At 56.4% G+C, this 13660-nt stretch carries 13 protein-coding genes, 1 other RNA gene and 1 pseudogene; 4 read left to right on the top strand and 11 right to left on the bottom strand.

The genetic code is table 11. From position 1 onward, the window contains the following. Positions 1 to 101: 101 nt before the first annotated feature. Both ACQG22_RS05255 and ACQG22_RS05250 read right to left on the bottom strand, forming a co-directional pair. Positions 102 to 1172, bottom strand: a complete 1071-nt coding sequence (locus tag ACQG22_RS05255; RefSeq protein ID WP_149896816.1) for a LacI family DNA-binding transcriptional regulator — start codon at positions 1170 to 1172, stop codon at positions 102 to 104. A gap of 77 nt (positions 1173 to 1249) precedes the next feature. Then, on the bottom strand, positions 1250 to 1861 hold the full coding sequence (locus tag ACQG22_RS05250) for a YczE/YyaS/YitT family protein (RefSeq protein ID WP_045292930.1): 612 nt from the start codon (positions 1859 to 1861) through the stop codon (positions 1250 to 1252). A gap of 85 nt (positions 1862 to 1946) precedes the next feature. On the opposite strand from ACQG22_RS05250, the gene ACQG22_RS05245 reads away from it, so the two are divergent. After that, on the top strand, positions 1947 to 3368 hold the full coding sequence (locus ACQG22_RS05245) for a PLP-dependent aminotransferase family protein (protein ID WP_061772103.1): 1422 nt from the start codon (positions 1947 to 1949) through the stop codon (positions 3366 to 3368). 78 nt (positions 3369 to 3446) lie between these two features. Here the strand turns inward: ACQG22_RS05245 and ACQG22_RS05240 are convergent, their stop codons facing one another. From ACQG22_RS05240 to ffs, 3 genes are all read right to left on the bottom strand, one after another. Next, positions 3447 to 3662: a hypothetical protein gene (locus tag ACQG22_RS05240; RefSeq protein ID WP_013095877.1), complete on the bottom strand. Its 216-nt coding sequence runs from the start codon at positions 3660 to 3662 to the stop codon at positions 3447 to 3449. Beyond that, positions 3659 to 3910, bottom strand: coding sequence for a hypothetical protein (locus tag ACQG22_RS05235; protein ID WP_020686138.1), 252 nt, complete (start codon positions 3908 to 3910; stop codon positions 3659 to 3661). The genes ACQG22_RS05240 and ACQG22_RS05235 overlap by 4 nt, the downstream gene beginning before the upstream one ends. A gap of 265 nt (positions 3911 to 4175) precedes the next feature. Beyond that, an RNA gene (gene ffs / locus ACQG22_RS05230) (signal recognition particle sRNA small type) lies at positions 4176 to 4272 on the bottom strand. A 166-nt stretch (positions 4273 to 4438) separates the two neighbouring features. On the opposite strand from ffs, the pseudogene ACQG22_RS05225 reads away from it, so the two are divergent. Continuing rightward, positions 4439 to 4753 (top strand): annotated as a pseudogene (locus ACQG22_RS05225) (MGMT family protein); the annotation flags it as partial. Positions 4754 to 4782: 29 nt separating this feature from the next. Here ACQG22_RS05225 and ACQG22_RS05220 read toward each other — a convergent pair. Further along, positions 4783 to 5310, bottom strand: a complete 528-nt coding sequence (locus ACQG22_RS05220) for a YbaY family lipoprotein (RefSeq protein ID WP_013095874.1) — start codon at positions 5308 to 5310, stop codon at positions 4783 to 4785. A gap of 203 nt (positions 5311 to 5513) precedes the next feature. Between ACQG22_RS05220 and tesB the strand changes: the two genes are divergently transcribed. Continuing rightward, complete coding sequence (tesB, locus tag ACQG22_RS05215) at positions 5514 to 6374, top strand: acyl-CoA thioesterase II (protein ID WP_013095873.1); 861 nt, start codon at positions 5514 to 5516, stop codon at positions 6372 to 6374. A gap of 179 nt (positions 6375 to 6553) precedes the next feature. On the opposite strand, the gene amtB is transcribed toward tesB, so the two are convergent. From amtB to ACQG22_RS05190, 5 genes are all read right to left on the bottom strand, one after another. Beyond that, positions 6554 to 7840 carry an ammonium transporter AmtB gene (gene amtB, locus ACQG22_RS05210; protein ID WP_013095872.1) on the bottom strand — a complete coding sequence of 429 codons (1287 nt, stop codon included), beginning with the start codon at positions 7838 to 7840 and terminating at the stop codon, positions 6554 to 6556. A 35-nt stretch (positions 7841 to 7875) separates the two neighbouring features. Further along, positions 7876 to 8214: a P-II family nitrogen regulator gene (gene glnK / locus ACQG22_RS05205; protein ID WP_008503304.1), complete on the bottom strand. Its 339-nt coding sequence runs from the start codon at positions 8212 to 8214 to the stop codon at positions 7876 to 7878. A gap of 222 nt (positions 8215 to 8436) precedes the next feature. After that, positions 8437 to 10218 carry a SmdB family multidrug efflux ABC transporter permease/ATP-binding protein gene (locus ACQG22_RS05200; protein ID WP_369706598.1) on the bottom strand — a complete coding sequence of 594 codons (1782 nt, stop codon included), beginning with the start codon at positions 10216 to 10218 and terminating at the stop codon, positions 8437 to 8439. Then, entirely contained in the window at positions 10211 to 11983 is a 1773-nt protein-coding gene (locus ACQG22_RS05195) for a SmdA family multidrug ABC transporter permease/ATP-binding protein (RefSeq protein ID WP_095452984.1), read from the bottom strand. Before ACQG22_RS05195 ends, ACQG22_RS05200 begins: the two co-directional genes overlap by 8 nt. Positions 11984 to 12013: 30 nt before the next feature. Beyond that, positions 12014 to 12472 carry an Lrp/AsnC family transcriptional regulator gene (locus tag ACQG22_RS05190; protein ID WP_369706597.1) on the bottom strand — a complete coding sequence of 153 codons (459 nt, stop codon included), beginning with the start codon at positions 12470 to 12472 and terminating at the stop codon, positions 12014 to 12016. 115 nt (positions 12473 to 12587) lie between these two features. On the opposite strand from ACQG22_RS05190, the gene ACQG22_RS05185 reads away from it, so the two are divergent. Continuing rightward, complete coding sequence (locus tag ACQG22_RS05185) at positions 12588 to 13634, top strand: PLP-dependent cysteine synthase family protein (protein WP_248766795.1); 1047 nt, start codon at positions 12588 to 12590, stop codon at positions 13632 to 13634. The last annotated feature ends 26 nt before the right edge of the window (positions 13635 to 13660 follow it).

The raw sequence follows: 13660 nt of genomic DNA, 5'->3' as shown, positions 1-13660 counted from the left end.
TTCCCTCTTTGCGAAGCGCTCACAATTTTACTCAACATGCCCTGGCAAACTGCCGCGGTAAAGCGCGGGATCGCCGTGTAGCGAGTCAGATCACAAAAGTGTTACTGGCGGGCAAGTTGCTCTGCCAGCAGGGCCAGGCTTCTGAGCTGCTGCGCAAGATCCTCACGATCGGCCTGCTGCGGGGTGCGACGGGCACTGGAGTGTCGGCTAATCAATGTGACGGGCAACTGAACCTGCCAGCAGGCTTCATGGCGGGCGGGAGCCAGCAGCCACTCCACACTTTGTTCACCTGCCTCGCGAAATGCCTGACGGATGGTGGTAAGCGGAGGTGAAAACCAGGCGCTGTCGGCGGTATCGTCAAACCCCACTATCGATATCTGGCCCGGGATCGTCACCCCTTTTTCCGCGCAGGCCCGCATCACCCCCAGCGCCATTTGATCGTTAGCCACCAGAATGGCATCCGGTAACGTTGCAGCAGACAACAGCGCATGCCCCTTTTCATAACCGCAGGCTGCGCTCCAGTCGCCGTAGGCCACCGCCGCCGCCTCGAGGCCGGCTTCCGCCAGCGCGGCTTTCCATGCCGCCAGACGGGCACGAGCGGAAACAGAGCTTTCCGGCCCGCTCAGCAATGCAATACGCTGATGCCCGAGCGACAGCAAATGTTCAACGCCCAGACGAGCGCCCTGTTCCGCATTAAAAACCAGACTGTTGACCGCTGCCGACGGAGAGACATCCAGAAACAGCACCGGCACGGGCGACGCCAGTGCCTTGAGTTGTTCGGCATGGGGATCGTCAAGCGGCACGTTCACCAGCAGGGCTTCCACGCGCTGCGCCAGCAGCTCCTGAAGCGCGGCCTGGCACTGTTGCGGATGTTCCACCATTGAGATCAGTACGCTCGCCCCCTTTTCTACCGCCCGGGATTTGACCGCAGAGACAATTTGCGAAGGCGCATGCAGCGCCAGATCGGTAGTGATCAGTCCCAGCGTACGGGTGCGCTTGCCCGCCAGCTGCTGCGCGCCACGGTTAGGAACATAGTGCAGCTCCGCCATGGCCTGCTGCACCTTTTCCCGTGTCCGGGCAGAAACATGCTCCGCGTCGTTAATCACACGGGAAACGGTTTGATAAGACACCCCCGCAAGGAGGGCAACATCATAGAGAGTAATGGCTTTCATGCGTTCCGGCTTGGTGTTAACAGAGCCGTCTATTGTGGCACAGCGCGGCCATTAATACCTGTGAGCGCTTCGCAAAATTAAACAACCCGCTCTGGCTGAGGAACGTTATCCGTACGCGGTTTCTGACGGAACCACGGCAAACAGAGCTGGATAAGCGGGCCGATGGTCAGGGCATACAGTACCGTCCCGACGCCAAACGTTCCGCCAAGGACGCAGCCAATCAGCAGAACACTCACTTCAATTGAGGTCCGAACGCTGCGGATTGACCACCCCAGCCGGGCGTGAATGCCGGTCATCAGTCCATCGCGTGGGCCCGCCCCGAACCCGGCACCGATATACATACCGGTTGCTATCGCGTTCAGCACAATGCCCCCAACCAGCAGAGCAATCCGAATGGGGAGAAAATCCAGCTCGGGGATAAGGGCCATCGAGGCATCCGCCGCCAGGCCAATACAGACTACGTTACTGAGCGTTCCCAGCCCAGGCATCTGACGCAGCGGGATCCACAGCAGCAGCACCGCGGCACCGGTCAAAATAATCACCGTACCGATGGTCATCCCCAGCTGTAATCCCACCCCAAGGTGAAACACATCCCATGGGTCAACCCCCAGATCCGAACGAATAAACATCGCGGTTGAAAGCCCGTACAGGCCTAAACCAACGTACAGTTGCAGCAGACGACGTACCATTTTAGCTTCTCCAGTGAACCAGGCTTTCATCTTGTTCGAAAATGGCACTATGATTAATGTCCAGTTTTCAAATAGTGGACTGCATATGTCATCACGCCGTTTCGGAAGTCAGTCGCTGGTTCGCCTTTTGGGCCACTGGCAACAAACCCCGTCCCGAACCCCGCTCTGGCGACAGCTGGCCGACGCGTTGCGCCTGCTGATCCTCGACGGCAGGCTGGCGTTGAGCACGCGCCTGCCCGGTGAACGTGAACTGGCCACGGCGTTAGATGTAAGCCGGACGACCATCAGCAGCGCGCTGGCCCATCTGCGAGAAGAAGGGTATCTGGAGAGCCGCCACGGCAGCGGTTCACGCGTGATCCTGCCCGATACCCGTGCCGTACCGACGCTTTCAGCGGCAAGCGCAGCGCTGGATCTCTCCACTGCCGCCCTGAATGCCGGGCCAGAGATCCACCAGGCTTACACCTGGGCGCTCACCGCGATCACCCAGCATCTTACGCTGACCGGTTATGATCAGCTCGGCCTGGCGGCTCTGCGCGACGCCATTGCCGCTCGCTATACTGCACGTGGGCTGCCGACCCGCGCAGACGAAGTGATGGTGGTTAATGGTGCCGTCAGCGGTTTTGCGCTGGTACTGCGGATGATGGCCGGCCCGGGCGATCGCGTCGTGGTCGATCATCCCACCTATCCGCTGGCGATTGCAGCCATCCAGGGGGCATCGTGTCGGCCGGTGGGCGTGTCGCTGCCGGAAAGCGGCTGGGATACGGATGGCTTTGCCGCCACGCTGGCACAGACGGCACCGCGCCTGGCGTACCTGATGCCGGATTTTCACAATCCAACAGGGCGATGCATGGATATCGCCACCCGTCAGGCAATAACCGACATTGCCGCTCGCACCCGTACCACGCTGGTGGTCGATGAAACGATGGTCGATCTCTGGTTTGAAGCACCGCCCCCGCCACCGCTGGCGTCGTTTAATTCGCAGGCTACGGTGATCACCCTGGGTTCGGCGGGAAAAAGTTTCTGGGGTGGGTTGCGCCTCGGCTGGATCCGCGCCTCGTCGCGCACCATTGCCACACTTGCCCAGACGCGGGATACGCTGGATTTAGGCTCGCCGCTGCTGGAACAGCTGGCCACGCTGTGGCTCATCAACAATAGCGAGACATTTCTGCCTGCGCGCCGGAAAATACTGAAGGAGCGACGCGACCGCTGCGGTGAACTGCTGCGCGAACATTTTCCCCAGTGGCGGTTTCAGGAGGCGGAAGGCGGGCTATCCTACTGGATCGAGCTGCCGGGCATGCTGGCGACACAACTCGCCGCACGTGCAGAGATGTTGGGGATTAATCTTGGAACCGGCACACGCTTTGGGTTATCGGGTGCGTTTGACCGCTACTTACGCGTGCCCTTCTCGCTCGAGTCGGCAGAGCTTGAGCAGGCGTTGCTACGAATCAAACCGGTTTGGCTCGCATTAAATAAAACCGCGCCGTCGGTAAAACGCAGTCTTGTTTAATATAAAAGTTTGAAGTGGATCATAAAATAAAAACTGCTGACTGTCATACGGCAGTCAGCAGTTTTCACCAGTCAGGAATCAGTGCTGAGGAGGAATAGGAAAACCTTTCAGTGAAATAACAAAACTTTCACCGTCTTTCTTTATTTTTGCGCCGGTATCACACCAGTCAGACGCAATACGAAAGAACTCATCACTTCCTACATTCCAGCCAAGACGGACATGCTTCACGTAGCCTGAACGCAACAGATCGCAGGCTTCTTTGTAGTCACTGGCGGTCGATAGTTGTTGTTTCATTTTCTCTTCTTCAGAAGTTTACGTAGAGCTTTGATTTCTTTAGGAGTAAAAGGCGTTACACTCTCTTCTTCCGTATGCTGATTATCAATATCCTCTTCCGATACTCCCACCTCGTCTGCGGCTTCAAATGCCAGCAGCAGCAACTTCTCTGTGGTCACGCTTAAGTTTTCGTTATTCACTTCCGCATAGTGGCGAAGTCTTTCTTTTAGCGCTTCGTCAATCTTAACGTTTAATACCGCAGTAGCCATGATTGTCACTTTCCTTCGGAATAAGTCCTTTATTTAATACACGATGTTAACAATGTAATCCAGATATATATTTTTAACTTATGACAGAAAAAAGACGCCCAGAAATAAAATGACAGTCTATTATTACAGGTTTATGACAGTAATATTTCAGCGCGATGAAATATATATTACACCACGAATTAAACCTTGTTAATTCTGTGGAATAGCCATGCCGGAAGGAAGTAAAAAACGGGGAGATGTTGCCAGAAGCACAAATGGGTGGGGGCCCTGCCAGCTACATCCCGGCACACACGTCGTCTGCCCTGGCTGCTTCCTTCCGGACCTGACCTGGTGAACAGAGTAGCGTTGCGGGAGAACCAACAGAGCCCCCATTGTGAGCGTTGTTACCCAACGCGCTGGCGCATTATCCCTGTGCTAACGGTCAATTGCAAGCTGCCAGCAACCGGATGGTGGTTTCTTGCGCAAACAGGCACAGCAATCGGCGCAATCTTCGTTTAACATGGCACTTCACTCATCCCCACAGGTGTACTGATGGACGAATACGACTCCTTTCCACAGCGAGTGTGGCAAATTGTGGCCTCCATTCCGGAAGGCTACGTGACAACCTATGGTGACGTCGCACGTCTTGCTGGCTCCCCCCGCGCGGCGCGTCAGGTGGGTGGCGTGCTAAAACGGCTTCCTGAAGGCAGTACATTGCCCTGGCATCGGGTTGTGAATCGTCATGGTGCCATCTCGCTCATCGGGCCGGATTTGCAGCGCCAGAGGCAGGCATTACTTTCAGAAGGGATACAGGTGTCCGGGTCAGGGCAGATTGATTTGCAGAAGTATCGCTGGGTGTATTGACCCCCTCCCCCGAAGGAGAGGGGAACACATTACAGCTGAGTCGGTGGGGTAGGTACAGACGGTTGGTTCGTCTGTGGTGCGATCGGCACTTCGGTTTGCTGCACCGGCACCAGGTTCAGGTCGATTTTCGTCCCACCGTTGTTGATGGCTTCCTGAACCGTATCGGTAATAAACACCAGCTTACCGTTGATGGTTACCGCAGCGCTCAGAAGGATACGGGCGTTCGGCTGTACGTCTGCCGGGTTATACGGCAGCACGAAGCTAAACGGTGCCTGCTTACCTTCGGTACGAACAGCACGCTGGGCCACCACTTTCGACGGCGCGTCGGCCAGAGAAGCATCAGACAGCGTGACCGTTAATACCGCATCCGGTGGTAAAGCGACTCGCTGTTTGATCCAGATAGTACCGGAAACATTAGGTTGCTGAATGGATTGCTGTGAGAGTGTATTAATCCCATTTGGATCTGCTGCTGGCACCGGCACCTGGGCGCTCTTACCTGCACAGGCGGACAACGCCACCGCAATAGCTACACCACTTAGCATGGGCACGAGTTTCATTGAAGTCTCCTTATCATCAATGCACCAGCGGGATCGATCCCATCCGATGTCGTTTCAAACACATATCGTATTCAAGTGTGGCACAGATCACTGATTAATGCCTAAATTCTCCCTGATATTCAGATAATTCTACCCGTCGGACCACTTTCATTTCTGCGTTATACTCTGCCTATCTTTCGCCACGGCGTTTATTGAGGACAACTATGAGTCAGGCACTGAACAATCTGCTGACATTACTGAATCTGGAAAAAATTGAGGAAGGACTCTTTCGCGGACAGAGCGAAGATTTGGGCTTGCGTCAGGTCTTCGGCGGGCAGGTCGTCGGACAGGCACTGTACGCTGCCAAGGAGACCGTCCCGGCAGACCGTCTGGTGCACTCCTTTCACAGCTATTTTCTGCGCCCTGGCGATAGCGCAAAACCCATTGTGTACGACGTGGAAGTGCTGCGTGACGGCAACAGCTTTAGCGCGCGCCGCGTGGCAGCCATTCAGAATGGCAAGCCCATCTTTTACATGACCGCCTCTTTCCAGGCACCGGAACCGGGTTATGAGCACCAGAAAACGATGCCAGCGGCACCGTCGCCGGACGATCTCAAATCGGAGACCGATATCGCCCGCGCGCTGGCCCACTTGCTGCCACCGCAGGTCAAAGAGAAATTCCTTTGTGATAAACCTCTGGAGATCCGTCCGGTCGAATTCCATAACCCGATGAAAGGCCATACGGCCGAGCCGAAACGCCAGGTCTGGATCCGCGCCAACGGCACCGTACCAGAGGATTTCCGCGTGCATCAGTATCTGCTGGGCTATGCGTCAGATTTTAACTTCCTGCCGGTTGCACTGCAGCCGCACGGCGTGGGGTTCCTTGAAAAAGGGATGCAGGTTGCGACGATCGATCACTCGATGTGGTTCCATCGTCCATTTAACATGAATGACTGGCTGCTCTACAGCGTGGAAAGTACCTCGGCGTCCAGCGCTCGCGGGTTTGTACGTGGAGAGTTTTATACGCAGGACGGCGTGCTGGTCGCCTCGACGGTGCAGGAAGGGGTGATGCGTAATCGCGGGTGATGTTGCCCTCACCCTGGCCCTCTCCCACAGGGAGAGGGAATAAATACTAAAAACGGCAATCGGAGATTGCCGTTTTGCTTTTGCCTTGTGCGGCCTGATGCCCTCACCCTGGCCCTCTCCCACAGGGAGAGGGAATAAACACTAAAAACGGCAATCGGAGATTGCCGTTTTGCTGTTTATTATGCGTTATACGCATTCTCGCCGTGGCTGTTGACGTCGAGACCTTCGCGCTCCTGCTCTTCCGGTACGCGCAGACCCACAGTCATGTCCGCCAGTTTGTAGCCAATGAAGGCCACCACAGCAGACCACACAACGGTAATGGCGATACTTTCCAGCTGCACCAGCACCTGGTGAACCATGTCAACGCCCTCAGCGTAACCCACTCCGCCCAGCGATTTCGCGGCGAAGATACCAGTCATGATACAACCGACGATACCGCACACGCCGTGCACGCCAAAGACATCGCAAGGGTCATCCACGCGCAGAAGACGTTTCAGCGCCGTCACACCCCACAGACCCGCCAGACCTGACACCAGGCCGACAAGCAGCGCACCACCGACACCGACGTAACCACATGCTGGGGTGATCCCCACCAGACCGGCAATGGCACCCGAGCACGCGCCCAGCAGAGAAGGTTTACCGCGTACCGCCCACTCACCAAACACCCATGAGAGGATTGCACCCGCCGTGGCCACCACGGTATTCACGAAGGCCAGCGCAGCGATTTCGTTAGCAGCGCTCGCAGAGCCGGCGTTGAAGCCGAACCAGCCAAAATAGAGGATTGCTGTACCGGTAAAGACCATCGGCAGGTTGTGTGGTTTGAACGCTTCTTTGCCAAAGCCCACGCGTTTGCCAATCAGATATGCACCCACCAGACCCGCTACCGCAGCGTTGATGTGAACAACAGTACCGCCTGCGAAATCCAGTGCGCCGTGCGACGCCAGCAGACCGCCCCCCCAGACCATGTGTGCAATCGGCACATAGGAGAGTGTCAGCCAGACCACCACAAAGATCAGAACGGCAGAGAAGCGAATACGCTCAGCCAGCGCACCCACAATCAGCCCCACGGTGATACAGGCGAACGAGCCCTGGAACGCAACGTGGATGTACTGATAGAAACTGCCCATCACTGCGGTCAGTTCAATATTTTTCAACATGGCCCAGTTGAAGTTGCCGAAGAAGGCGTTACCTTCACCGAAGGCCAGAGAGTAGCCGTAAACCACCCACAGCACGCAAACCAGCGCGAACGTCACGGCAACCTGCGTCAGCATGGAGAGAACGTTTTTGCCACGGATCAGGCCGCCGTAAAACAGCGCGATGCCCGGAATAGACATGAACAGCACCAGCGCGGTGCTGATCATCATAAAGGCGTTATCGGCTTTGTCTGCCACCGCAGGAGCAGCCATTGCCAGGCCCGGCAGCAGTGCCAGCGAACCCAGACCCGTTTTGATTGTTGCTATCTTCATTTTCTCGATCCCTATCACTGTGTGCCAGGAGTTACTTACAGTGCCGCTTCGTCAGATTCGCCGGTACGGATGCGAATGACGCGCTGCAGTTCGGCAACGAAAATTTTGCCGTCGCCAATTTTGCCGGTATAGGCCGCTTTGCTGATCACATCGATGACTTCATCAAGCTGGTCATCAGCAATCGCGACATCAATTTTTACTTTTGGCAGGAAGTTAACGCTGTATTCCGCCCCGCGATAAAGCTCGGCATGACCCTTCTGACGACCGAAGCCTTTCACTTCGGTGACAGTCAGTCCCTGAATACCCATTGAAGACAACGCTTCACGCACGTCTTCGAGTTTGAATGGTTTGATTACCACCGTAACCAGCTTCATAGATCCCCTCCAGTCAGAATTCGGTAATGGCCGCAGCTAATACGCAGGAGACATTGCAAGGGGTGTGCCAGAAATGAAAACGGAAGGGAAAAGCGGCGCAATGCGCGTTAAAAGACCATTCATGATCAACAGGTGAAAAAAAACGCACCATGGCAGTGCATGGCGCGTTTCGGTTTTGCACCAACAGCGGTGACTGTTAGCACGTTGCCTGTTTTTGGTGCATCAGGCGCTAAGCGACTCTTCCTCCCGGACGCTGGCCGCCAGCTCTTCACCCGCCAGTTGCAGCTGATACATCTGCCAGTAGCGGCCTTTCGCCTCCAGGAGCGCCCGGTGCGTACCGCGTTCAACGGCCTGTCCGCGATGCAGCACCAGAATGGTATCTGCGTCGACAATCGTTGAAAGACGGTGCGCGATAACCACCAGCGTCGTGTGATCGCGCACGGCGGCCAGTGCCTGCTGGATAGCCTGTTCAGTACCGGAGTCGATGCTGGCCGTCGCTTCATCCAGAATCAGCACCTGTGGCGTTTCAATCAGCACACGCGCCAGCGCCAAAAGCTGTTTTTGACCGACAGATAGGTTATTCCCCTGCTCGCCCAGCCGGGTGTTGATCCCGTCGCTGAATCCGCGTGCCAGCTCCGCGAGCTGCACTTTTTTCAGCACTGCCCAAACCTGCTCCTCGGTATAATCACGCCCCAGGGTCACGTTGGCGTAAAAGGTATCGGCCAGCACAACCGGGTCTTGCTGCACCATTGCCACGCCTTTACGCAATACGCTGTGGCTGAGCGACGCCAGCGGACGTCCATCCAGACGAATTTCGCCTTTCGTTAACGGGTAGTAGCCCATCAACAGGCTTGCAAGCGTACTCTTGCCGCTGCCGGTATGCCCCACCAGCGCCACAAAGCCGCGCGACGGCACATCAAGATTGATGTCCTGCAACACCAGCCTGTCTTCACGGTAGGCAAACGAGACATGGTCAAAGGTAATGGCCCCGCTTTGCAGCGGTGCTGTATCCTCACCATAGGTCTGACGCGGTCTGTCCATCAGTTCAAAGACGCGCTCGCCAGCAACCACCGCCTGCTGCAACATGGATTGTTGGGTTGTGAGTTCAATCAGCGGCTCGTTCAGGCGTCCCAGATAGCTGATAAAAGCATACAGAACCCCCACCTCAATCGTTCCGCCCGGACTCAGGCCAAAGAGCATCAGCAGGCCACAAAGCACCAGCGCCGAGAAGAGGCTCAGCAGCGGACGCAGCAGGAAACCATCAAGGCGCAGCGTCTGCATACGCGCCATATAGTGCGAACGGCTGGCTTCGCCCATGCGCTCGCCAAAGCGAGCCTGCTGGCGGAACTGCTGGATGACGCTCATGCCGTTGATCACTTCGTTGAAGCCATCGTTAATATCGGCCAGGTAGGTCCGCACCCGACGTACAATAGGTGTGCTGTAGCGCTGATAGATCACCATCACAATCAGCACCGCCGGGAAAATCGCGATCGCCACCAGCGCCATGCGCCAGTCAAGGCTGAACATCGCCACCAGCATGGCGCCAATCAACGCGGCACTGCGCAGCACGGTCGCCACAACCGTCACGTACAGATCGCGGATCACCTCGGTATCGTTGGTCACCCGCGAAATCACCTGCCCGACCGGCTGGATATCAAACTCGCTCAGCGGCTGGCGCAGCGCAGCATCCATAACGTCGGTACGCAGCTTCTGAACCACGCCCACCGCCGCCCGGTTAAAGAGTAGCGACTGCGCATAGTGCAGGCCAGCCGCTGCCAGCTGTAGCCCTACATAGGCCACGCCTAACCCCGCCACCAGCCCCAGCGGCAAATAGCTTTTCGCAACCATATTATCGATGAAATAACTGATGAGCAGCGGACCGCTCACTTCTGCAATCGCCGCAATCCACAGCAGCACGACGGCAAGAGCAAGGGGTTTTCGCCATGGCGAACCGTAGGCCAGCAGGCGTTTTAGCGTCGGCCACTGCGTTTTTGATTTACGCATTAGCGTCCTCCTCTTCCTGTTCCGGGGCATCGTCAAGTGCCGCTTCAAGCTGCTGATAGCGATACATGTCGCGATACCACCCCGGTTGCTCCGCAAGCTGGTCATGCTGCCCGCGCTGGGCAATGTGCCCGTGCTGCAACACCAGAATTTCACTGGCTTCCGTCAGCGCTGACAAACGGTGGGCACTGATGATCACCGTCCGTCCGTCGCTCCACTGGCGAAGGTTATGCAGGATCTGGTGCTCGGTTCGACCATCCACAGCAGAAAGCGCATCATCCAGGATCAGGATTTCAGCATTGAGCAGCAGCGCACGGGCAATGGAAATTCGCTGTTTTTGCCCGCCAGAGAGCATAACGCCACGTTCACCCACCTCCGTTTCATACCCCTGCGGCAGACGCAAAATATCGTCATGTACGCTGGCTAAGCGCGCCACATGCTCAATCTCTTCCTGCGTGGCCGACGGACAGCCAAGGGCTATGTTGTTCGCCACAGTGTCAGAAAAGAGAAACGGCGTCTGGCTGACCACGGCCAAACGGCGACGCCAGTCGTCTAGTTGCAGTGTCGTGAGAGGAAGATTGTGGAAACGAATGTCCCCCAGCGTGACATCAAAGTGACGCTGGAGCAGCGAAAGAACGGTACTTTTACCGGATCCCGTCGGGCCACAGATCCCGAGCATTTGCCCCGGTTGCAGCGTAAAGCTGACGTTTTCCAGCACCGGATGTTCCGTCTGCGGATAAACAAACGTACGGATGTCGACGTTCATCACCCCACGCCCTTCCGGTACCGGTTCGGTACCGTCGTTGACCACTGGCGCTTCAGACAGCATGGCGCGAATGCGGCTATAGGCGGCACTGCCGCGCTCCACGATGTTAAACATCCAGGCCAGCGCCAGCATCGGCCAAATCATCAGCCCCAGGTACATGGCAAAACTGGTTAACTGCCCCAGGGTCAAGGTGCCCTGCACCACCATCCAGCTCCCGCCACCGACGGCCAACAGGTTGGCCATGCCAATAGCGATATAGATGGTCGGATCAAAGCGCGCATCAATACGCGCAACGCGCATGTTTTTTGCGCCGGTGTCTGCGGCATCGGCCGCAAACAGGGCAGATTGCCGATCCTCCAGACCAAAGGCTTTGATCATGCGGATACTGGTCATACTCTCCTGCGTGCGATCGTTTAGCGACGAAAACGCCGCCTGCGCCAGCTTGAAACGCTCGTGCAGTTGTTCGCCATAACGGTTGATCGCCAGCGCCATCAGCGGCATCGGCAGCAATGCCAGCAGGGTAAGTTGCCAGCTGATCTGAGTGGACATCACAATCAGAACCGCGCAGCCCATCACCAGCGAATCCACCAGCGTTAATACGCCTTCCCCGGCCGCGAACACCACGCGATCGACGTCGTTGGTGGCGCGGGCGATGAGATCCCCGGTGCGATGGCGCAGGTAAAACTCGGGGTGCTGGCGACTCAGCTGACGGTAAAAATCCTCGCGCAGCTCAACGGCCAGCTGATAGGACGCGCCAAATAGCAGCACGCGCCAGACGTAACGCAGCAAATAGACGATGACGGCCGTCAGCACCAGCGTGCCAACCCACATCAACACCCGTGCGGTGGTGTAATGCTGTTCCGTAACGCCATCCACGACGTAGCCCACCACCTTCGGCGGGATCAGCTGCAAAATGGCAATGATGATAAGCAGGAGAACTGCGCCGAGGTAGCGCTGCCACTCCCGACGAAAGTACCAGCTTAGTTGGGCAAATAATCGCACGCGGTTTGTTCCTGAAGGTATTTTATGGAGTTATTCAATGGGTAACGCTGTGGTGTATTTAATCTGTTCCATGGCGAAGCTGGAGGTGACGTCCGACAAGCCCGGTACGCTATTCACCAGCCGCTTGTAGAAATCATCATAGCGCTTCATGTCTGCCACCTGGACACGCATCAGATAATCGTACTCCCCGGCCATACGCCAGAAGCCGAGAACCTCCGGCATGTCAGAGACCTGGTTTACGAAGCGACAATACCATTCGCTGCTGTGATGCTGCGTTTTTATCAGGACAAAGGCCGTCAGGCCCAGCCCCAGTTTTTCGGGATCTAATAACGCGACACGCTCCAGCAGAATGCCGTCATCTTCCAGCTTCTTGAGGCGCTTCCAGCACGGTGTGGTGGTCAGATTAACGGCATCTGCCAGCGCCTGCAAAGAGAGGGTGCAGTCACTTTGCAGCAATGAAAGCAGCTTGCGGTCAATTTTATCTAGCATACCCACCTCACAGAGAAAATTTTTCTCCCTTCATTCTATTTTAAAGGCCAGATAGCAACAATTTTTTCTGTGCTTTTCGCTATGCTGGGCACAAAATGACAAACGGATAATTACGATGAATAGCAACTGGGTTAAACATGCCATCAGCGAAATCAATGCCGACTACCAGCGCTCGGCCGACACCCATTTAATCCGCCTCGCCCTGCCGGGGTTTGCGGGGATTCAGCTGTATCTGAAAGATGAAAGTACCCATCCTACGGGGAGCCTGAAGCATCGTCTGGCGCGTTCGCTGTTCCTGTATGGCTTGTGTAACGGCTGGATTAAAGAAGGCACAACAATTATTGAATCGTCATCCGGTTCAACCGCCGTCTCCGAAGCCTATTTCGCCCGTTTACTGGGCCTGCCGTTTATCGCTGTCATGCCCTCCTGCACCGCGAAACGCAAAATCGAACAGATCGAATTTTATGGCGGACGCTGCCACTTTGTAGAAAGCGCCTGCGAAATTTACGCCGCCTCGGAAATGCTGGCCCGTGAGCTGAACGGCCACTATATGGATCAGTTCACCTTCGCCGAGCGTGCAACCGACTGGCGTGGCAATAACAATATAGCGGACAGTATTTTCCGTCAGATGACTCATGAGCCCCATCCGGTTCCGTCATATATCGTCATGAGCGCCGGTACGGGCGGAACCTCGGCCACCATTGGCCGCTATATCCGCTGTCAGGGCTACGATACGCAACTGATGGTGGTGGATCCGCAAAACTCGGTCTTCCTCGACTACTGGCAAAGCCGCAATGCCGACCTGCGCAGTCCGGTGGGCAGTAAAATTGAAGGGATTGGCCGCCCGCGCGTTGAGCCGTCGTTCATTCCTGATGTGGTGGATGAAATGCTCCGCGTACCGGATGCCGCCAGCGTCGCGACGGCCCACTGGCTGGAGACGCAATTGGGCCGCAAGGTGGGTGCCTCTACCGGTACCAATATGTGGGGTGCGCTGCAGCTGGCAGCACGCATGCGTGAAGAGGGCCGCACGGGCTCTATCATCACGCTGCTGTGCGACAGCGGGGAGCGCTACCTGGAAACCTATTACAACGCGGAGTGGGTGCAGGCAAACATCGGTGATATTGCGCCGTGGCAAGCGCAAATCGCACAGCTGGTGAAATAAAAAAAAGCCAGACCGAAGTCTGGCTT

It is taken from the genome of Enterobacter cloacae complex sp. 309I3 (assembly GCF_050031595.1).
GTDB classification, from domain to species: domain Bacteria; phylum Pseudomonadota; class Gammaproteobacteria; order Enterobacterales; family Enterobacteriaceae; genus Enterobacter; species Enterobacter cloacae.
Note: the sequence above shows the minus strand (reverse complement) of the source record. Positions and strands in the feature narration are given on the sequence as shown.